At 38.3% G+C, this 22,276-nt stretch carries 18 protein-coding genes; 7 read left to right on the plus strand and 11 right to left on the minus strand.

Annotation, left to right across the window (positions count from 1 at the left end; genetic code table 11):
* Nucleotides 1-52: 52 nt before the first annotated feature.
* The 4 genes from glrR to purL all read right to left on the minus strand — a co-directional run bounded on the left by glrR (nt 53) and on the right by purL (nt 8,502).
* Entirely contained in the window at nt 53-1,390 is a 1,338-nt protein-coding gene (gene glrR, locus C0T34_RS04070; protein ID WP_023581612.1) for a two-component system response regulator GlrR, read from the minus strand.
* Nucleotides 1,391-1,401: 11 nt separating this feature from the next.
* Nucleotides 1,402-2,472 carry a two-component system QseEF-associated lipoprotein QseG gene (gene qseG, locus C0T34_RS04075; protein WP_239450316.1) on the minus strand — a complete coding sequence of 357 codons (1,071 nt, stop codon included), beginning with the start codon at nt 2,470-2,472 and terminating at the stop codon, nt 1,402-1,404.
* A complete protein-coding gene (locus C0T34_RS04080; protein ID WP_075670452.1) occupies nt 2,472-3,920 on the minus strand; it encodes a HAMP domain-containing sensor histidine kinase in 1,449 nt (482 codons plus the stop codon). Before C0T34_RS04080 ends, qseG begins: the two co-directional genes overlap by 1 nt.
* 691 nt (nt 3,921-4,611) lie before the next feature.
* Nucleotides 4,612-8,502 carry a phosphoribosylformylglycinamidine synthase gene (purL, locus tag C0T34_RS04085; protein ID WP_109849729.1) on the minus strand — a complete coding sequence of 1,297 codons (3,891 nt, stop codon included), beginning with the start codon at nt 8,500-8,502 and terminating at the stop codon, nt 4,612-4,614.
* A 264-nt stretch (nt 8,503-8,766) separates the two neighbouring features.
* On the opposite strand from purL, the gene mltF reads away from it, so the two are divergent.
* The 6 genes from mltF to C0T34_RS04115 all read left to right on the plus strand — a co-directional run bounded on the left by mltF (nt 8,767) and on the right by C0T34_RS04115 (nt 16,698).
* Nucleotides 8,767-10,239, plus strand: a complete 1,473-nt coding sequence (mltF, locus tag C0T34_RS04090) for a membrane-bound lytic murein transglycosylase MltF (RefSeq protein ID WP_098942289.1) — start codon at nt 8,767-8,769, stop codon at nt 10,237-10,239.
* 806 nt (nt 10,240-11,045) lie between these two features.
* Nucleotides 11,046-11,594: a fimbrial protein gene (locus C0T34_RS04095; RefSeq protein ID WP_075670446.1), complete on the plus strand. Its 549-nt coding sequence runs from the start codon at nt 11,046-11,048 to the stop codon at nt 11,592-11,594.
* 178 nt (nt 11,595-11,772) lie between these two features.
* A complete protein-coding gene (locus C0T34_RS04100) occupies nt 11,773-14,259 on the plus strand; it encodes a fimbria/pilus outer membrane usher protein (protein WP_109849730.1) in 2,487 nt (828 codons plus the stop codon).
* Nucleotides 14,260-14,289: 30 nt separating this feature from the next.
* Complete coding sequence (locus C0T34_RS04105) at nt 14,290-15,054, plus strand: molecular chaperone (protein ID WP_098942287.1); 765 nt, start codon at nt 14,290-14,292, stop codon at nt 15,052-15,054.
* Nucleotides 15,055-15,079: 25 nt separating this feature from the next.
* Nucleotides 15,080-16,150, plus strand: coding sequence for a fimbrial protein (locus tag C0T34_RS04110; RefSeq protein WP_098942286.1), 1,071 nt, complete (start codon nt 15,080-15,082; stop codon nt 16,148-16,150).
* The gene (locus C0T34_RS04115) at nt 16,150-16,698 is read left to right on the plus strand and encodes a fimbrial protein (protein ID WP_109849731.1); all 549 of its coding nucleotides are present in this window, start codon (nt 16,150-16,152) and stop codon (nt 16,696-16,698) included. The genes C0T34_RS04110 and C0T34_RS04115 overlap by 1 nt, the downstream gene beginning before the upstream one ends.
* A gap of 3 nt (nt 16,699-16,701) precedes the next feature.
* Here the strand turns inward: C0T34_RS04115 and tadA are convergent, their stop codons facing one another.
* Together tadA and C0T34_RS04125 are read right to left on the minus strand one after the other, a co-directional pair.
* A complete protein-coding gene (gene tadA, locus C0T34_RS04120) occupies nt 16,702-17,232 on the minus strand; it encodes a tRNA adenosine(34) deaminase TadA (protein WP_098942284.1) in 531 nt (176 codons plus the stop codon).
* A 107-nt stretch (nt 17,233-17,339) separates the two neighbouring features.
* Entirely contained in the window at nt 17,340-17,975 is a 636-nt protein-coding gene (locus tag C0T34_RS04125; protein WP_109849732.1) for a LysE family translocator, read from the minus strand.
* A gap of 472 nt (nt 17,976-18,447) precedes the next feature.
* Here C0T34_RS04125 and C0T34_RS04130 point away from each other — a divergent pair, with 472 nt between their 5' ends.
* Entirely contained in the window at nt 18,448-18,708 is a 261-nt protein-coding gene (locus tag C0T34_RS04130) for a YfhL family 4Fe-4S dicluster ferredoxin (RefSeq protein WP_075673672.1), read from the plus strand.
* A 41-nt stretch (nt 18,709-18,749) separates the two neighbouring features.
* On the opposite strand, the gene acpS is transcribed toward C0T34_RS04130, so the two are convergent.
* From acpS to rnc, 5 genes are all read right to left on the minus strand, one after another.
* Nucleotides 18,750-19,130 carry a holo-ACP synthase gene (gene acpS / locus C0T34_RS04135; RefSeq protein ID WP_098942282.1) on the minus strand — a complete coding sequence of 127 codons (381 nt, stop codon included), beginning with the start codon at nt 19,128-19,130 and terminating at the stop codon, nt 18,750-18,752.
* The gene (gene pdxJ / locus C0T34_RS04140; RefSeq protein WP_075673670.1) at nt 19,130-19,861 is read right to left on the minus strand and encodes a pyridoxine 5'-phosphate synthase; all 732 of its coding nucleotides are present in this window, start codon (nt 19,859-19,861) and stop codon (nt 19,130-19,132) included. Before pdxJ ends, acpS begins: the two co-directional genes overlap by 1 nt.
* A 69-nt stretch (nt 19,862-19,930) precedes the next feature.
* Nucleotides 19,931-20,671, minus strand: coding sequence for a DNA repair protein RecO (gene recO / locus C0T34_RS04145; protein ID WP_075673669.1), 741 nt, complete (start codon nt 20,669-20,671; stop codon nt 19,931-19,933).
* Between the two features lie 9 nt (nt 20,672-20,680).
* Nucleotides 20,681-21,589 carry a GTPase Era gene (gene era / locus C0T34_RS04150; RefSeq protein ID WP_023581601.1) on the minus strand — a complete coding sequence of 303 codons (909 nt, stop codon included), beginning with the start codon at nt 21,587-21,589 and terminating at the stop codon, nt 20,681-20,683.
* Nucleotides 21,586-22,266: a ribonuclease III gene (gene rnc / locus C0T34_RS04155; protein ID WP_069367822.1), complete on the minus strand. Its 681-nt coding sequence runs from the start codon at nt 22,264-22,266 to the stop codon at nt 21,586-21,588. Before rnc ends, era begins: the two co-directional genes overlap by 4 nt.
* Between the last annotated feature and the right edge of the window lie 10 nt (nt 22,267-22,276).

The following is a 22,276-nucleotide window of genomic DNA, read 5'->3' on the forward strand; positions in this document are numbered from 1 at the left end:
CTTCCGCATAAAAAGAAAGTTAGTTTAAAAATATATTCGTTATCTGAAAAGGTTATTCTTTAAAATCATTCGCATCTAGCTCATGACGAGATAACAATTTATAAAACTCAGTTCGATTGCGCCCAGCCATACGTGCGGCTTGAGTCACATTGCCTTTTGTCATTTGCAAAAGCTTTCTCAAATAGGTCATTTCAAAATGTCCTCTTGCTTCTGCAAATGTGGGTAGCGCCGTATTTTCACCTTGTAAGGCCTGTGTTACAAGCGCTTCACTAATCACAGGGGCTGTTGTTAACGCAACACATTGCTCAATAACGTTAACCAATTGACGCACATTACCCGGCCAGCTTGCTGTCATTAAGCATTTCATCGCATCAGTTGAAAAGCTTCGCACAAAAGGTTTATGGCGTTTAGCAGACTCTCTCAATAAGTGATTAGCAAGAATAGGAATATCTTCAGCTCTCTCACTTAATGTTGGAATACGTAAATTAACCACATTTAAACGATAGAACAGATCTTCACGAAATTCATTACGCTCCATCGCTTTAGGTAAATCACGATGCGTTGCAGAAAGGATACGTACATCAATATCAATATCGCGATTACTACCTAATGGACGAACTTTTCGCTCTTGTAAAACACGCAATAATTTAACTTGCAATGCCATTGGCATGTCGCCAATTTCATCTAAAAATAGTGTGCCACCTTCAGCTGCCTGAAATAATCCTTCACGACTACTCACAGCTCCTGTAAAAGCACCTTTCGCATGACCAAATAGTTCAGATTCTAAAAGTTGCTCAGGTAAGGCACCACAGTTAATGGCAATAAAAGGTTTTTTCGCCCTAGGGCTTGCGCGATGAATGGCTTGAGCAAGGACTTCTTTACCCGTACCACTTTGACCATTAATAAGCACGCTGACATCTGATTGAGCTACTAACTTTGCTTGCTCTAATAAACGTAGCATTTGCGGGCTACGCGTCACGATATCTTTTGACCACTCTTCATCTGAAACAATAGTTACAAGTTCCAGCGCTTCATCAATCGCTTTATAAAGTGCATCTCTATCAACGGGTTTAGTTAAGAAGCTAAATACACCTTGCTGCGTTGCAGCCACGGCATCAGGAATAGAGCCATGAGCTGTAAGAATGATCACTGGCATGCCAGGCTGTTGGCGTTGTATCTCAGCAAATAGCGCCATACCGTCCATTTCATCCATTCGGAGATCACTGATAACAAGGTCTATTTTTTCTTTTAAGAGAAGTTTTAGTGCTTCTTGTCCACTTTCAGCGGTGAAGATATGAAAACCTTCACTTGTTAATCGCATACCAAGTAACTTTAATAACCCAGGATCGTCATCGACAAGTAAAAGATTTGCTGATTTATGGCCAGCCATGCACATTCTCCTTATTTAGATCCTGCTTCAGTCGGTTTTGAGCTTTGTATGTCAGTGTTAGTTTTGACTGGCTCTGGTTTTATTGCCTCGGGTTTCGTAGATTCTGGTTTTGAAGGCTCTGGTTTAACCGCTGTTACAGAAGGTTGTTTTTCCTCACCCTTTGGATTCTCTGTTATCGATTGCGTCGAAACGGGTTTTTCAGCCGATTTTTCAACAATTGGTTTTTCAATAATAGTTTTTTCGGTAACAGGTTTCTCGGTAACAGGTTTCTCTGCATTCACTTTTTCTGTTTCCGCAGATGCTGCTGTTGCGCTTTCCGCTAAATCTTCATTTTGCGATAGCGAATCAACAGAGCCACTCTGTTTTCTATTCGATAACTGCCGTTCAATTTGGGTAAGGCTTTCAAGCTTTTTCAGTGTGACACTTAGTTCATGCTGTAACGCATTATTCTCTTTTCTTAACGCATCAATTTTATTATCTGTTTCTGTGGTTAAACGACGATAACGATTCTTTTCTTCCGCTAAAGAGAGGATCAGTGTTTGGTTCTCAATCCATGTCGATAATAGTACTCGCATAGAACTCGGAAATTGTAATTTATAGCTTTCTAATAACACTAATTGTGTTCGACGATCAGCAATCGTCATTCCAGCACGCTCTAATAAAATACTTTTATAAAATGCATCATCCCACCCAGTAACAACCACACTGTTTGCTTGGCGTTGTGCTTCCGTCGTCATTATGCGGTTTGTACATTCAATGGCTCGTAACCAATAAAGTGCGTTATTGATGCCTTCATCATAAAATGAGCTTAATGTTTTACATTCAGCCCAACGATAATCAATCGTTTTTTGTTTAACAACGGGGATTTCTGGCTCTGGCTCTTGTGCCTCAGTCAGCGCCTTTGGTGTACATCCTGAAAGAACCAGTGGAAACATAATAAACAAAAAACACTGCTTCCAATTTAATGCGATTTTTCTAGTTGATGCAGGGGCCATAGATAACAATTCAATACCAAGCATCTTCTTATTTATTTTTTTATACTCATGATGAGGAGATGCTTGTTTTTGTGACCTGATATGCATTATTTAATCTCAGAAAGTAGCGGTAATTCAATACGAAAACAGACATCGGCATAGTCAGAAGGAACAACACTTAATTCACCTTCCATTCTCTTGATACAGTCATGAGCGATACTTAAACCTAAACCACTTCCTTTTACTGCCCCTTTGCGTAGCAAAGATCCTTGGAAGAAGGGTTCAAAAATCATTTTTTGTTCAGATTCAGGAATAGGTGTTCCTTTATTGGCTATATCAATAACTATTTTCTGTTCAACTTGATAACTAGAGATCCAGATATTACCTGATTCAGCACCATAGTGCACCGCATTCGAGTAGAGATTGTCGATAACTCGTGATAATAATGTTGCTTCTGCTCGACAAGTGGTTAGATTAAGTGAAATTATCGTTTTAATATCTTTAGCTCTCGCAGGTAAACTGTGGGCTAATACCACATCATTCACTAATTGAGTCAAGTTAATTTCTTCGATTTGTTGAGGAACTTCAGAAAGTTTACGATTGTAATCAAGTAGTTGTTCAATTAATAACTGTAACTGCTTACTGCTATTATCAAGAATTGAAACAACTTCTTTTTGATCTAGAGTTAAAGGACCCGCAACTTCATCCGCTAATAATTCCGTACCTTCTCGCATACTGGCTAACGGTGTTTTCAACTCATGAGAAATATGACGCAAAAATTCATGACGTTGCGATTCAAGCCATGCTAAACGCTCACTTAACCAAATAATACGTTGTGCTAATGAACGTAGTTCTCGGGGTCCTTGGAAAGTATCTAAATTATTACTAAGTGTTCGACCTTCCCCTAATCGATTGATCATCTTTTCTATCCCTTTAACAGGGCCAATAATCATTCGAGTAAATAATGCAATGAGGATCAGGCTGAAAACAAAAACGATAAGACTTTGCCAACCGAAATAGCGCCCTTTCTCAGCAATTGCCATCTGGAGTTGTTCGCCACGGCTAAAAATAATCTCTTTAGTTAATACAACAATACGGTTATTGGCATAAGAGAACTGCTCTAGAGCTTGTTGCATCTCTTTTGTCGGTTCGCTACTCTCGCATTGAATGGATTTTAGTTTTTCAAGAGAAGTATTAAGCACATTCGCTTCTTTAGAGGCAGAAAGAGGAATAATGGTTTGTTGTAATGTCGAGAAGAGTTTGGTGTATTGCTGGTAGCGTTGCTGATACATATCATCATCGGTTTTATCTCGTAAAACACAATATCGACGATAGTTTCCTTCCATTTCAATCGCTAGATTTCGCATCACTTCACTACGTTCAGTATCTGCAAGTGCATTTTTATTAGTAATAGCCGCCTGATTACTTAGTTGATCAAGACTTTGATAGGCCTGATAAGCAAGTACAAGTAAAGGTAATAGCACCATCCAAAATGCCATTATCACGAGCTGTCTTAAAGAACGAGGGAAAATACGCCACTTTTTCAATGAAATCATCTCAACACCTATTAGAGTAATGCGATGCTACATGACTTGATAACAAGAAAAAAGTCCGACATTGGGAAAATCAGGCATAGAGAACAAACACAAACGAGGAAATTTGACAGGCTCTAGAAGTGGGAGAGCGGAATATCTTATTGAGATATTCCGCTCGTCAATATTTCATCTCTTTTTTCTCTAAAAGAGAATGAAGGTGGTGCCTCACTCCACGTGTCGTCCTGTGTTTGATAAGGTCCGAAGACGAGTATCATGATGTTGGACGGTAGGCACCTTACTCTGGCGTCATTCCTGGCTTATGTGGTATGTTCCCACCCATATTGTGGACCGACATAAAAAGTTGAATGAGCAACTGATTTATATAATGCACAAGGCGTGCCAACTTTTAAAAAACAAACATAATAAATTGAAAAATAACAAAAAATAAAAATTCACCTCTAATATTTTATTTATAACTCTTTTTTATCTAGTTATAAAACAACCAAGCTGTCTCCATATCCAGACAGAGTTACTCTAAATTCAATAATTACTTATATTTCAACTAGTTAAGTGTCGCCAAAAAGAGACACAAAAAACAATGGGTGTCGTCTTTTTTACACAACAAAAAATAATTCTTTTATTATCAATAAAATAAAGCCTCTAGCAATGTAGAGGCTTTATGTATTTATCACTAAAATAGTTTTACATTTGATTAATCAAATTGTTTTCTTGCATTGCGGAATAAACGCATCCAAGGGCTGTCTTCACCCCAGTTATCTGGATGCCAAGAATTACTAACAGTTCTAAACACACGTTCTGGGTGAGGCATCATAATAGTTGAACGACCATCTCTCGTAGTGACAGCGGTGATCCCTTTTACAGAACCATTAGGATTTAATGGATATTGTTCTGTTGGATTACCGTAGTGATCCACAAAACGTAATCCCACTAAATTTTGAGCTTCTAATTGTGCTAATTGCTCAGTATTACGGAATTCAGCAAAACCTTCACCATGAGAAACAGCAATAGGCATTTGCGAACCCGCCATACCTTGTAACAACAATGATGGGCTCTCTGTCACTTTCACTAAACTAAAGCGCGCTTCAAAACGCTCAGAGCGGTTGCGAACAAAACGAGGCCATAAATCTGCACCCGGAATAAGCTCTGATAATGTTGACATCATTTGGCAACCATTACAGACACCAAGAGATAAGGTATCTTGGCGCTCAAAGAATTGAGCAAACTCATCACGTAAACGAGAATTAAATAAAATAGACTTCGCCCAACCTTCGCCGGCACCTAATACGTCACCGTAAGAGAATCCTCCACAAGCCACCAACACATCAAAATCACTCAATGAACGTCGAGCGGAATGCAAATCGCTCATATGAACGTCAATAGCATCAAAACCGGCTCTGTCAAAAGCAGCCGCCATTTCAACATGAGAGTTAACACCTTGCTCTCTTAATACTGCAATACGAGGACGACTCCCTGTTGCAATATAAGGAGCTGCAATATCTTCATTTGGATCAAAGGTTAAATTCACATTTAAACCCGGATCGTTGAGATCTTGTTTTGCCTGATGCTCTTCATCTGCACACTCTGGATTATCACGTAAGCGTTGCATTTGCCATGTTGTTTCAGCCCACCAAAGACGTAATGTGCTACGCTTTTCATTGTAAACTTCGGTTTCACGGCTTTGGATAATAATGGCGTCATTTTCTGTTGCTTGACCTAAATAATGTAAACAATCCGATAAACTATATTCAGCAAATAATGCTTCTACAGCCTCTTGATGTTCAGCACTAATTTGGATCACACCACCTAGCTCTTCGTTAAAGAGTCCCGCTAAAATATCTTCGTCATAAGCACTGATATCAACGTGTAAGCCGCAATGACCTGTAAATGCCATTTCAGCGAGTGTGACAAATAATCCACCATCAGAGCGATCGTGATAGGCCAACAATTTGCCATCATTAACTAATTGTTGCATCACATTGAAGAACTGTTTCAACTGCTCAACATCACGAAGATCTGCTGCTTTTTGGCCTAATTGACGATAAACTTGTGCTAGTGCCGTTGCACCTAATGCGTTATGACCATTGCCCAAATCAATCAAATACAAGCGGTTTCCTGCTTGTGTTGATAATTCAGGTGTCACTGTTTTACGCACATCTTCAACACGAGAGAATGCCGTAATAACTAAAGATAGCGGAGATGTAACCTCTTTGGTTTTCCCATCTTTATCTTGCCAGCGCGTCTTCATTGACATCGAATCTTTGCCCACTGGAATAGTAATGCCTAACTCTGGGCATAATTCTTCACCAATGGCTTTTACTGCGTCATATAAACCCGCATCTTCACCAGGATGACCAGCTGCTGACATCCAGTTAGCGGAAAGCTTAATGCGATTAAGCGCTTCTACATCACAACCTGCCATATTCGTTAGTGCTTCACCAACAGCCATACGTGCAGATGCTGCAAAATCTAACAGTGCGATCGGTGCTCGTTCACCAATAGACATCGCTTCGCCATAATAGCTATCTAATGTTGCTGTGGTAACAGCACAGTTAGCAACAGGAATTTGCCAAGGCCCAACCATCTGATCACGCGCGACCATACCCGTTACAGTGCGGTCACCAATAGTAATTAAGAAGGTTTTTTCAGCAACGGCAGGTAAATGAAGAACACGATAAACTGCATCTTTTAAATCGATATCTTTACGAGAGAGATATTCACCTTCTGTTTTCAGTGATTTTACATCACGCAACATTTTAGGTGCTTTACCTAATAATATGTCTAATGGCATATCAATCGGTTTATTACCAAAGTGTGTATCGTTTAAGATTAATTCACGCTCTTGCGTTGCTTCACCAATAACGGCATAAGGCGCTCTTTCACGCTGACATAATGCATCAAATAGAGGCATTTTTTCTGGCGATACCGCTAACACATAACGTTCTTGAGATTCATTACACCAGATTTCAAGTGGGCTCATACCCGGTTCATCATTAAGAACATCACGTAATTCAAAACGACCACCACGACCACCATCATTGACTAATTCTGGCATTGCATTAGAAAGACCACCAGCACCAACGTCATGAATAAATAAGATCGGGTTATCGTCACCTAATTGCCAACAACGGTCGATAACTTCTTGGCAACGACGCTCCATTTCTGGGTTATCACGCTGAACAGAGGCAAAATCTAAATCCGCATCTGATTGACCTGATGTCATAGAAGAAGCAGCACCACCACCAAGACCGATGTTCATTGAAGGTCCGCCAAGTACAATCAACTTAGCACCAACTGTGATTTCACCTTTTTGTACGTGATCTTCACGAATATTACCAATACCACCTGCTAGCATAATTGGTTTATGGTAACCGCGAATTTCAACACCATTGTGGCTATTAACTTGTTCTTCATAGGTTCTGAAATAGCCTAGTAATGCAGGACGACCGAACTCATTATTAAATGCCGCACCACCTAATGGGCCTTCAGTCATGATGTCTAATGCATTAACAATGCGCTCAGGCTTACCAAAATCTTCTTCCCAAGGCTGCTCAAATCCGGGAATACGCAGGTTAGAAACTGAAAACCCAACTAGACCTGCTTTAGGTTTTGCACCACGTCCAGTTGCACCTTCATCTCGAATTTCACCACCAGAACCTGTCGCCGCACCTGGCCAAGGTGAAATAGCCGTTGGATGGTTGTGTGTTTCTACTTTCATCAAGATATGTACAGGTTCTTGATGATAGTGATAATGCCCTTTTTCTGTATCAGGATAAAAACGTCCCGCCACAGAGCCTTCCATTACTGCTGCATTATCTTTATAAGCTGACATGACATAATCAGGCGTTTTCTCAAATGTATTTTTAATCATTTTAAATAATGATTTATCTTGAGCCTTACCATCAATAATCCAATCAGCATTAAATATTTTGTGGCGACAGTGTTCAGAGTTAGCTTGTGCAAACATGTAAAGCTCAACATCTGTTGGATTACGGTGTAAGCGGTTAAACGCATCGACTAAGTAATCAACTTCATCGTCTGCAAGTGCTAACCCCATTTCAATATTCGCTTTTACTAATGCATCTTTGCCTTTTGCAAGCACATCAATAGTTTTTAGTGGTGCTGGTGTTTGCTCAGCAAAAAGTGCATTTACATCTTGATAATTTAAGAAGATGGTTTCCATCATTCGATCATGAATAAAACCATAAAGTTGTTGCCATTGAGTGTCTGTCATCGTACCGCACTCAATAAAGTAGGCGATACCACGTTCAATTCTAACCACTTTGGCTAAACCACAGTTATGTGCAATATCTGTCGCTTTAGAAGACCAAGGCGAGATTGTTCCTGGGCGAGGCGTAACAACTCGCATTTCCCCAACAGGCTCATGTTCTGTTAATGAAGGCCCATAATGCAGTAGTTGACGTAATTTAATTTGATCATCTTCAGATAACTGCCCTTCCACTTTCGCGAAATGGACAAATTCTGCGTATATACCTTGTACAGGAAGATCATTTTCCTGACATAGAGTGAGTAATTTATTAATACGAAACGCGGATAAAGCGGGGGAGCCACGCAGGATTTCCATAGTATTGAGTTCTCTCTTTTAGCAGCTAACCTGATCAATCATTCAGGGGAAACGCGCCTAGTATAATAGAATAACCGCTCAGACGAAACCGTTTGCGTGAACAAAATAACGGCATTTGACTTAGAGTGTTTTAATGATTAATTGGTGTAATCAAGTTGCGTCTTGCCAATATGTTAAGCAAAATGCTCGATTACTGGAAATTTATCCATGTTAAAATGACGGTTTTACACACAACAACAAACAACGTTAACGAGAACCAACCTATTGAATAATATAAGGATAAACTATTTCGTTATCGTTATCATAGCGCTCTTTTCAGCGGCTATTATCGCGTTGAATATTACATGGCCGGATAGGCAAAAAGCGCAGATAAATAAGATTTTATCTCGTGGTGAGTTAAGAATTAGTACGATCCCTTCACCATTGATAACGATGAACGATAAAAAGGACCCCGTAGGTTTCGATTATGAATTAGTGAAACGCTTTGCAGATTACCTAGGCGTGAAACTTGTCGTTAATATGCGGACAAATATCAACCAAATGTTTGATGATCTGGAGAATAATAAAGCTGATTTTATCGCCGCCGGATTACTTTACAATAAAGAAAGATTAGAAACGACACGCAGTGGCCCTGCTTACTTTTCAGTTTCTCAACAGCTTATTTACCGTAAAGGGACATTAAGACCACGTAGCTTTGATGCGTTAGATGGGCGCCTTGTTGTCACGGCTGGCTCTGCTCATGCAAGTTTATTGCGGACATTAAAAGAGACGCAATATCCCGAGCTTGAATGGGAAGAATCAGATAATCAGACAACATCACAACTGCTAGAAGCATTATCGGAAGGCAAAATAACCTATGTATTAGCAGACTCAATCAGTGTTGCTGTACAACAGCGCATTCATCCTAATGTTGCCGTAGGATTTGAAGTCACTGAAAGCCGCCCATTAACATGGTATCTGCCAGATGGTGAAGATAATAGCTTATATGCGGCGATGCTCGATTACTTTAATCAATTATCTCAAGAAGATGTATTAGCAAGACTTGAAGAAAAGTATTTTGGCCATGTAGGTTCGTTTGATTACTTCGATACTATCTCTTTTATTACAGCGATAGATTCTATTTTACCAAATTATCAGCCTCTTTTTGAAAAGTATGCAGATACTTTCGATTGGCGCTTATTGGCGGCGATGGCATGGCAAGAATCACATTGGGATCCTCATGCTACATCACCAACAGGTGTTAGAGGATTGATGATGTTGACTCGCCCTACTGCATCAAGTATGGGCGTTGCTGACAGGCTTGATCCTGAAGAGAGTGTTCGAGGAGGAGCCCAATATCTTAAACATCTTCTTTCGCGCTTACCCGATTCTATCCCTGAAGATGAAAGAATTTGGTTTGCATTAGCAGCATATAATATGGGATTTGGTCATATGCTTGATGCCAGAAGGCTTACTGAGCAACAAAATGCCGATCCTGACAGTTGGTTAGATGTAAAATCAAGATTACCTCTACTTAGCCAAAAGAAATATTATGCTGACCTCCCTTACGGCTATGCCAGAGGCCATGAGGCTTATCGCTACGTTGAAAACATTCGACGATATCAGCTCAGCCTTGTCGGCTACCTTCAAGCCAAAGAGAGCAAAAACAAAATATTATCTAAAGATAAAGAGAGTGATAACGATGAAGAACAAGAAAGATCATCATTGTCATTAACTCAAGATATGGCTTATCAATAATTTTTGTAATTAAAAACAGCCTATTAAACAACATAGCCTCTTTTACAGAGGCTTATTTATTTCCTTTTTACTATTCAAAAATCACTCCAACCATTAAAGCAATCCCCAAATTAATATTTTCTTAATATTAAAAATTGCTACATTTTTTCATCCTGTTTTTACCCAAAATAGGAAAAACTCATGTGTTAAAAAATGTAACACTCATTAGCTAAAAAACTCAGCTAATGAGTAAATCGTGTTTTAAATGACCTAAATAGTCATTTTAAGACTATCAGAATAAGTGAAATATAAGAAAAAATTAACTTAAATACGTAGGAATTATCTCATTAGTTATTATTCATTTTATGATTATTATTTTTGAGGAAACTTTTTTTGCAATAAAAATTAACCTAAACATGGCTTTGTTAACATCTAACATATTGAATTACATATATTATGATAATCTATAATTGATTTTATTAATTTTCCTAACCTAATGTTAATAACATTACTTTTTATAAAGTTAAAACAATGTTAATTGTATTGTCTATTAAATTTATCTGCCTGATAAACTTTTTCACCCATAAATTGAGTAATAAAAAGAATAAACCTATATAAAACTCTATTAATATGGAATAGGCAAGATTAAATATGAAAATTGAGGAAATCAACAAAATGTTATATCAAATAGAGAGCCTTTATTGATATCATATAAACCAGTCATTATTCGAAACAACTCGAAATATAATGCAAATCAATTTTTATATTCCGACATTAATATTATTTTTCTATAAATAATACGCACGATCTTCAAGGGATTATCTATAATGAAACTGAGTAAAATTGCTTTAGCGGCTGCTTTAGTATTTGGTATTAATTCTGTTGCAACTGCTGAAACTCCTGCACCAAAAGTTGGCGCAACTAAAGGCGAAATTCAATTAAAAGGTGAAATTGTTAATTCAGCTTGTGGATTAGCAGCTTCTTCAAGTCCTGTTATTGTTGATTTCAGTGAAATCCCAACTTCTGCATTAGCAAATATGCAGAAAGCAGGTAACGTTAAAAAAGATATCGAATTACAAGACTGTGATACTACCGTAGCAAAAACAGCAACTGTTAGCTATACACCAAGTGTTGTTAATGCAACAAATAAAGACTTAGCATCTTTCGTATCTGGCTCAGCTTCTGGTGCAGGTATTGGCTTAATGGATGCAGGCAGCAAGTCAGTAAAATGGAACACAGCAACAACACCAGTACAATTAGTTAATGGTGTTTCTAAGATCCCATTCGTTGCTTACGTTCAAGCTGAATCAGCAGACGCTACTGTAACTCCAGGTGAATTCCAAGCCGTTATCAACTTCCAAGTTGATTATCAGTAATCGTTTTATTTATTTAAATTAATTAAATAATAGATTAATTACTGCATTAACGCAGAGGACTTCCTCTGCGTTAAATTTGATAAAACACTTCAATTTAATAAGAATAAAATAAAAACTAATTAAATAAATATTCATTATTTAATTAGTTTTTATTTAATTAATAATTAGGCGTTTATTCATGTTAATTTCTTTTTTTCACAGCACAATATGGAAAAACATTTGTGCCATTTTGCTATTGTGCTTAGCGTTTTTCGCTCAAGCTGAGCAAGATGATTCTGTGGAATTTAACATTCACATGTTAGATGCCGAAGACAGAGATAATGTCGATTTATCTCGTTTTGCAACTTCTAATTACATTATTCCGGGTATGTACTACTTAGATATCCGTATAAATGGTCGTGACTTCCCTCGCCAAAACATTAATTATGTTGAAGTAAAACCCAATTACTCCATCGCTTGTATTGACCCTACTCTTCTAAAAAAGTTAACAGTTAACGAAGAAAATCAAAAATTTATCGAAGAAATCTCGCCAGATTGTTTCGATATTAGTCAATTACCGGGTATCTCTATCAAAAATGATGGTGGTATCCTCGATATTGTTATGCCTCGTTCATTAATGAAATATGAAGATACCGATTGGACACCCCCTGAATTATGGGATCCAGGTGTATCTGGGTTATTAGTTGACTATACCTTAACAGGTACATCAACTCATCCGAATAAAGGCAATAATAACAACTCATTGACAGGTTATGGACAGGCTGGAATTAACGTTGGTGAATGGCGACTACGTGCTGAATATCAAGGAAACTATTCATCTGAATATTCATCAAATAATAGCTTTGATTGGAATCAGATTTACGCCTATAAACCATTACCTAACCAAGCTGCAAAACTAACGCTGGGTGAAACTTATTTAAACTCTCAAGTCTTTGATAGTTTTCGTTTTACAGGTGCCAATATACAAAGTGATGAAAGAATGTTGCCACCCTCTTTGCAAGGTTATGCACCTGAAATCCACGGCATCGCAAACACCAATGCTAAAGTGACTGTAACGCAAAATGGTCGCTTAATTTATGAAACCACAGTACCTGCTGGCCCTTTTGTTATTAAACATTTGCAAGACACAGTACAAGGTCAATTAAATGTCAGAGTTGAAGAACAAAACGGTAAGGTAAACGAATTCCAAGTACAGACCGCCAATTTACCTTATATGACTCGCCCTGGCTCTGTGCGTTATAACACATCAATGGGTCAGTCATCGCTCAACAACCATAAAGTGCAAGGCCCTGTTTTTTATCAAGGTGATTTTTCATGGGGTATGAACAACACATGGTCGCTGTATGGCGGGGTTTTGTTGACGGCTAAAGATTACAATGCGTGGTCATTAGGCTTAGGTCACGATATGGGGCGTTTAGGTACTCTTTCAGGTGATATTACTCAGTCTTATAGCAAAACTTATGAAGATGAGAATATCAACGGGATGTCATTCAAACTGAACTACGCTAAAACATTCGATGAATACCATAGTACGATTACTTTTGCGGGTTACCGATTTTCAGAGAAGACATTCCGATCTTTCTCTCAATATATAGATGAGCGTTATAACGATATTAATAACAATGGTTATGAAAAAGAGATGTATACCATTACAGGTAACAAAACTTTTTGGGCTGATGATATTGAAAAATCGACAACACTTTACCTCTCTTATCGACACCAAAACTATTGGGATAAAAATACACAAGAGCAATATGGTGTTACGGTAAGCCGTAATTTTTCTATTATGGGTATAGAACAGATTAATACTAATTTATCTGCATTCCGTACTCAGCATAAGGGAAATACTGATGATAGTATTTCTTTCAATGTTTCAGTTCCATTAGGAAGTGGCAAAAGCATTGGTTATAGCTTGCAAGACAGTAACGGTAAAGTGAACCAAATGGCCTCTTATTCTGACAATAGCAATTATAATAATCTATGGCGTGTCCGTGCAGGTTTAAGCTCAGACAATAAAGCCAATACTGATGGTTATTATCAACACCGCTCGCGGTATGCAGAAATTAACGCTAACGCTAGTTATCAACAAGATAATTATGTTGCAGTAGGCGCAACAGTTAAAGGCGGATTTACTGCAACGCGCCATGGTGCTGCATTACATAGTAGTAGCATGACATCAAGTACAGCCCGCATGATGGTTGATACAGACGGAGTTGCAGGCGTACCATTTAATAACCAAAGTACGACTACAAATTTATTTGGTATTGGGGTATTAACTGACTTAACTAGTTATAACAATGTTGATGCTCGTATTGATGTTGATAAAATGGATTCAGATATTGAAACACACAAAGCCATTACTTCTGCAACATTAACTGAAGGTGCGATTGGCTACTATAAATTCCCTGTTCGCCAAGGTGAGCGCCTAATGGCTATCTTACAAACTGTCGATCAAAAATACCCGCCATTTGGTGCCGAAGTCACCAATAAAAATGGTGAAAATATGGGAATGGTGATGGAAGATGGTCTAGTTTATATCGCCGGTGTTAACCTTAATGAATCATTAAACGTGATCTGGGGTGGTAAAACCCAGTGTACGATTACAATTCCAGCGACAATTAACGATCCACTAAAACATGAATTGTTATTATGTCAGGGATTTTAATGAATAAAATGAATTAATAGAGATAATTGTATGAACTCATTCAACACACTCAAAACGCTTTTTTTTGGCTCATTAATTACACTTAGCATAGTGAGTACAACTCAAGCGGGCGTGTCATTAGATAGAACTCGTATTGTATTAACAGGCAACGAGAATTCAGCTAGCGTAAACCTAAAAAATACTAGCCCTGACATTCCTTTTTTAGCTCAATCATGGGTTGAAAATGAACACGGCCAAAAAATTGCCTCTCCTTTAGTAGCATTACCACCTTTACAGCGTCTTGATGGTGACCAAAAAGGGGTTGTTAGAATAACCAAAACAGCAGAAGTTGGACTTTTACCACAAGACAGAGAATCACTGTTCTATTTAAATGTGCGTGAAATCCCACCCGCACCAAAACAAGCTAACGTGTTACAAATGGCAATGCAGTCTCGCATTAAATTATTCTACCGCCCAACTGCCATTATTCCTGAAAAGCCGGGCATGATTTGGCAAGACCAGTTGGTATTTAAAAAGCAAGGTAATCAATTTATTGCCGAAAATCCTACACCTTACTACATCACCATTATTGGTCTTTCCAATAAATTGAATGGTGAAGATAGCGATAAGTTAACCACATTCCCTGGTTTAATGGTTGCACCTAAATCATCACTGGAAATTCCAGTTAAAACCAATGGCATCAATCAATTTTACATGATGTATGTAAATGACTACGGTGGACATCCAGAATTAAAATTTGTTTGCCAACAAAATAGCTGTACAGCTGCCCCGAAAGAACAACAACCAAAATATTAATTAACTTGACGCCGGTAGGAATAAAATGAAATTAACGACAGCAAATTTTTATTTCAATACGCTAAAATTACTTTTTACTGGCGCAATGTTATGTACTCCAATTGTTGCTTCTGCATACATTCATGGTGAAGTTCGTACCGTTGGCGGCCCTAATATCTTTAGAGTTGAGTTAAATAACGCAACATTTCCTAATAACAGACCTGGTGAAACTGCCACAGTAAATTTCTCTTTACCTGATAGATATTTAGCGACAGTTTATTGCCCTAAAGATCCCTTAGTTCCGAATTCTCGCACTTATTATATGGCGAATTCTGACCTACGCTATTTAGGCAATAATTACTATGAACTTAATGAATACGTTGATGTTCAGATCAAGTTTTCTATTTGGGGCCCTGAATCACTACCTACTGTTCCTTTTATTGAAAAACCTAACAATCGAAATGGGCAGCAAGGTTGCCGTATCCCTGAATCACCAAAACCCAACATGTCGTCAGGAAGTAGCGGTGTATTAGTGTTTCGTCTGAAAAAACCGATTATTAATGGTGTTTCATTAACGGGGCAAGCTGTAGCTCAAATGTATGCCCGTGTGGGTAATGGCTTATATCAAGAATATGGCCCGGAACCAATTTCAAAATTAGTGATTAGCTCAGGAATACTAACCACTGAAGATAAATGCACATTTAATAATGGCTCTCCAATTACCTTTGATTTTGGCAATGTTGGTAATACTTCTGACTATTTGAATGGTCAAAACTACAAGATCACTCGCAATATTCCAATAAAATGTGAAGGTGGTAGTTTTACTAATCCTAACAGTCGAATTATGTTTAAAATTCAAACAGGAAGCTCAGGTGTTGCTAGCTTTAACCCTAATTATCTTGGTACAACAGGGCCTGTAGATAGAACAAATCTAGGTATTGTTTTAAGAGACAAATCAGGAACGATTGTGCCACCTAATCAATATTTCTCTGTTGGGAAGCTGAATAATTTTAAAGGTAATTGGGAAGTTACTGCTGCCCCTATTGCAAAGGCAGGGAGCAAAATTACAGAAGGTGAGTTTTCAGCACATGCCACATTAGTTGCGGAGTTTATGTAATGAAAAACTCAATAATAAAATCGGCTATTTCTCTTTTATTATTACTTTCACCTTCTGCCTTTGCTGTGACAGAGCTTATTGGCGGTGATATGGAATTTAAAGGTGTTGTGGTTGCACATGGTTGTACCATTCTTGCTGGTGATGAAAATAAGGTAATCGATTTTAAGCAGATATCTGCCAAAGATCTCTATACCTTTCAAAAAAGTGAACCCGTTGCTTTTAGTATTAGTTTAGAAAATTGCAGTCAGGACATTTATAACAGCGTCACGATTACGCTAGATGGGAAAGAACATCCTACAATGCCCAATCACATTGCTGTTGTCGGCACAGGATCTGAAGATCCTAAAAGTATCGGGATTGTATTTACAGATGTTCAACGCAATGTTATTCAATTAAAAAAGCCGAGCTCAACTCGACTTCTTAATAATAAACGTATTCAATTTAATTTTATGACGTATGTTGAGGCATCGCCCTCTGCACTAAAAAATCAAACTTTACTAACAGGCCCTTTCCAAGCCCAAGCAACGTATACCCTTAATTATCAGTAAATATTATTCTTTTATTGCTGGTTCAGTATTGATTATGGCTGGACTGGCTTTTTGCTTTTTAAGCTGTTTCTTTTCAGCTCTTCTCATTTTAAAAAACTGACTTAAAAGCTGCGAACATTCTTCACCTAATACACCTGAAGTTATCTCAACTTTATGGTTCATTCCGGGATGCTGCAAGATATCAATAAATGAACCAGCCGCACCTGTTTTTAAATCTGAGGCACCATAAACCACGCGTCTTACTCGGCTATGCACAATCGCTCCGGCACACATCACACAAGGTTCAAGGGTAATATAAAGAGTCGCATCGAGTAGACGATAATTTTGTAAATGCTTTCCCCCTTTGCGTAACGCCATAATCTCAGCGTGTGCAGTGGGATCGTTATCGATAATTGAATGATTCCATCCTTTAGCAATGATTTTATTATCAACGACTAATACTGCGCCCACCGGTATTTCACCGATTTCTTGTGCTTTTTGCGCTTGCTCAATCGCTTTATGCATCCAATAAATATCATCTTTAACTTTATTCACAAGGATATCTCTTCATTATCATATAGCGGGATATTGTACCCTGTTTTCTATTGATAACTAAAGAGATTGTCTTGAATTGTTTATGACAAAGATAGCAAGATGAAACTTTAGTTTACGCGTGCTTCTGTGGCTAACTTGACAGCTAAAGCGCCTAAAATTGTCGCCATAAACCAACGTTGAACCAATGCCCAACGAGGCCTTTGCATAAAGAACCCAGCAATAGAACCCGCGGCAATAACAATCAATGCATTTACTGCAATACTAATAATAATTTGAATACTACCTAACACTAATGATTGATTTAAAACACTGCCATTTTGAAGGCTAATAAATTGGGGTAGCAGTGATAAGTACATTAATGCGATTTTAGGATTGAGCAGATTAGTGATAAAGCCCATTACAAAGAGCTTTGTTGTATTACCTGAAAGTAATTTTTTGGGATGAAAGATAGAACGCCCACCGGGTTTAATAGATTGCCAAGCGATATAAAAAAGGTAAATAGCACCACAAATTTTTAATGTATCGTAAGCATAAGGTACCGCCATAAAAATAGCCGTAATACCAAATGCAGCTAATAACATATAAAAAATATAGCCAACAGCCACACCAATTAATGAAATAAATCCGGCTTTTTTCCCTTGAGAGATTGAGCGTGAAATCAGATAAATCATATTAGGGCCTGGAGTTAGTACCAAACCCAAGGACAAAAGCGCAAATATCCACATATTGAACAATGTTGGCATAGCATACCCCTTATTTATTGCATTATTTAACATCAATAACAGAGTGTTAGATGTGCTGGATAACACAAAAAATACTATTTTTTATTATTTGTTTATTGCCAAAAAAGCAAGAATATCTCGATAAACACTTATCGAACATTATCGCCAACAGAAAACCCAATATTAAAAAAACATTATGTAATGTTATTAGTGCAACAGGCTTTCATTTCTCTTCATTAGCAAGTATTTAATCTTTTGTTTATGTATTTTAATAAAGCATTTTAGCGATGCTACTTTAGGAAATTCACTATAAATGGTAACCTTACTCCCCCCTTACTTAGTGCCTATTAAATAAAAGATTGGGGTAATATTCCTATTTGAATGATAAAACACTACTTTATCGGATATAGCGACGTAAAACTGATAGATGGTAACATATAAGTGCAAGATATAAGTTACTGAAATTTAATAATTTATATATTAAGTGACTGATATGGCTTTACTAATTACGAAGAAATGCATCAACTGCGATATGTGTGAACCAGAGTGTCCAAATGATGCGATTTCAATGGGGGATGAAATTTATGAAATTAATCCTGATCTTTGCACTGAATGTGTAGGACATTACGATAAACCAACTTGCCAATCGGTTTGTCCGATTACTAACACGATCATCACTGATCCTGCTCATACTGAATCTCAAGATGAATTATGGGAAAAATTTGTGTTGATCCACCACGCAGATAAGATCTAAACCTTAATCGATGGATTTTGTGGGTGATAAATCTAAGAGAGCTATTTCTCTAAAATAACTGTCGCACAAGCATAACGCTGTTCATCAGCAAGTGTTACGTGAATAGAGTTTATCCCCGCTTTCTCTGCCATCTCTTTTGCAACCGCTAAAAAATGCAATGTGGGTTTGCCTAACTCATCATTACGCACTTCAAAATGGTTGAAAGCCAATCCTAAACGAATACCTGTTCCTAAGGCTTTTGCCGCTGCCTCTTTTACTGCAAACCGCTTAGCTAAAAAACGTATTGGCTGTTTATGGGATTGATAAATTTCCCATTCAGTATCAGTAAGAATACGACGAGCAAGGCGTTCACCAGAACGCCCTATAATTTCTTCGATACGTGATATCTCGACGATATCCATACCTAAACCAACAATAGCCATTAGCGACGCGCTTCTCGCATTAAGCGTTTCATTTCTTCAACCGCTGGCGCTAATCCACTAAATACTGCTCTACCAATAATAGCGTGACCAATATTCAGTTCATACAGCTCAGGTAATGCAGCAATACGTTGCACGTTGTGATAGTGCAGACCATGCCCTGCATTCACTTTTAAACCTTTAGATGCAGCATAAGTGACTGCATCACGAATACGGACAAATTCTTTTTCTTGAGCCATTTCATCTTCAGCGTCAGCATAAGCGCCAGTGTGGATCTCAATAAAAGGCGCACCAACACGGTCAGCTGCGTTAATTTGCTCATGGTCAGGATCAATAAATAGAGAAACTTTGATACCCGCTAAAGATAAGCGTTTAATTGCATCAGCAACTTTAGCCTCATTGCCAACAACGTCTAAACCACCTTCTGTTGTCACTTCTTGGCGTTTTTCAGGTACTAAACAGCAAAAATCAGGCTGAGTTTGACAAGCAATCTCGATCATCTCTTCAGTGACTGCCATTTCCAGATTTAATCTTGTCTGAACCGTTTGGCTTATCAGCATTAAATCGCGGTCAGTGATATGACGTCTATCTTCACGTAAATGGATAGTAATACCATCAGCACCAGCTTGTTCTGCAATAAAAGCCGCTTGAACAGGATCGGGATAAGTTGTGCCACGGGCATTACGAAGGGTGGCGATATGGTCAATATTAACGCCAAGTAGAATATCAGACATGCTCTTCTCCTGAAAAATAACGTTGCATTACCTTAGTTTACACATTCCATAGAGAAGAAAAAGACAATATTACTGTTCTGCCATCAATGCTCTTTTCTTTGGGGCTTTTTTAATGGCAAATTGTCTAAAAAGTTCTCTACTTTTTAATGGTTTTCCGCCTAAATAGGGCTTCAATGCCATTCGAGTAAACCTTTTCGCCGCTTTTAATGTTTCAACAGTAGGAAATTCGCGACTGGCTAAGGATTTTAATTCAAATCCAGTAAAACTATTATGATCAACCACTAAACTCGCAATAAAGCCTTTTTCTTCTCGATAACGATAAGTCATCGAATCTGAAACTGGCTCTCCACTTCCCGCACAATGCAGAAAATCTAAGCCATAGCCAAGTTGTGTTAATAACGCGAGTTCAAAGCGTCTCAATGCAGCTTCAGGTGTAGTATCGCTAGCAGCAAGAATTTGCAAACAGGAAAGGTATTCAAAAAAAAGTACACTATAAGACGTACCATTTTCTAAAACACGAGATAATAACTCATTGAGATACAAGCCACTGTATAGAACAGAGCCTGTCAGTGGTAATGCTAAAGAGATAGGTTCAGCATCACGAAGTGTTTTAACTTCTCCTCGCCCACTCCAACGAATGAGCAAAGGAGTAAAAGGTTGAAGTGCCCCTTTTAAGGGTGAACGACGGCCTCGCGCACCTTTTGACAATATGCGTACTCGCCCTTCATTTTCAGTGAAAAAATCGAGTAACAAACTCGTTTCACTGTAAGGTCGAGCATGGATAACAAATGCACGTTGCCAGCCATCCACTTCAGTTACCTACTTTAAATCGTCCACATAGCCAAGGCTACGTAAAGCACGTTCATCATCAGCCCAACCCGCTTTGACTTTCACCCAAAGTTCTAAGTGAACTTTGTTTTCAAATAAGTCTTCCATATCCATACGGGCTTCAGTACCAATTTTCTTGATTTTCGCACCTTTATTACCAATAACCATTTTCTTCTGGCCTTCACGCTCAACCAGAATTAATCCGTGGATGTCATAACCACCACGTTCATTGGTAACGAATTGTTCGATTTCAACCGTGACAGAATAAGGCAATTCTTCACCTAAAAAACGCATCAGTTTCTCACGAATAATTTCTGACGCCATAAAACGCTGAGAGCGATCAGTAATATAATCTTCAGGGAAATGATGAGTCGCTTCTGGTAAACATTTACGTACGATTTTCGCAATCGTATCGATATTCATGTCTTTTTCAGCACTGATTGGTACAACATCAAGAAAATCCATTTGTTGACTTAAAAAGCCAATGTGTGGAAGTAACTTGGTTTTATCAGTCACGTTATCCACTTTATTAATTGCTAATAAAACAGGGCAACGTAATGATTTTAATTTATTTAATACCATTTCATCGTCAGGCGTCCAGTTGGTGCCTTCAACAACGAAAATAACCAACTCAACATCACCGATTGAACTGCTTGCTGCACGATTCATCAGTCTGTTGATGGCTCGCTTTTCTTCAATATGCAAGCCCGGTGTATCCACATAAATCGCTTGGTAAGCACCATCTGTATCAATACCCATGATACGGTGACGCGTAGTTTGCGGTTTACGTGATGTAATAGAAACTTTCTGTCCCAGTAATTGGTTCAGTAGTGTTGATTTCCCCACATTTGGGCGACCGACTATCGCAATAAATCCGCAATAGGTTTGTTCTTCGCTCATTCAAGCTCCAGTTGTATTAATGCCTGTTCAGCAGCGGCCTGTTCAGCTTTACGACGGCTTGTACCCATCCCTTTGACAGGTTGTTCGATACCGCTTATCTGACAATGGATCGTAAACTCTTGATCATGGGCTTCGCCACGAACCTGCACCACAATATAAGAAGGTAATGGTAAATGACGGCCTTGCAGATACTCTTGCAAACGAGTTTTAGGATCTTTTTGCTTATCGCCCGGACTGATTTCAGCCAAACGATTCTCATACCAATTTAAAATAATTTTTTCAATATTTTGAATATCACTATCGAGGAAAATGGCACCAATTAAAGCTTCCACCGTATCCGCTAAAATTGATTCGCGACGAAAACCACCGCTTTTTAATTCCCCAGGGCCTAAACGTAGACATTCGCCTAGTTCAAATTCACGCGCTAACTCAGCGAGTGTATTCCCACGAACAAGTGTTGCTCTCATTCGGCTCATATCACCTTCATCAACACGAGGAAAGCGATGATAAAGTGCGTTAGCAATCACATAGCTTAGAATTGAATCACCTAAAAATTCTAAACGTTCATTATGTTTACTGCTGGCACTACGATGCGTTAAAGCCTGTAGTAGTAATTCATTTTGCGTAAAAGTATAGCCCAGTTTCTTTTGTAACTGGTTTACTAATAAAGTATTCATGTGCGATCAA

The organism is Proteus sp. CA142267 (genome assembly GCF_003336825.1).
GTDB classification, from domain to species: domain Bacteria; phylum Pseudomonadota; class Gammaproteobacteria; order Enterobacterales; family Enterobacteriaceae; genus Proteus; species Proteus terrae.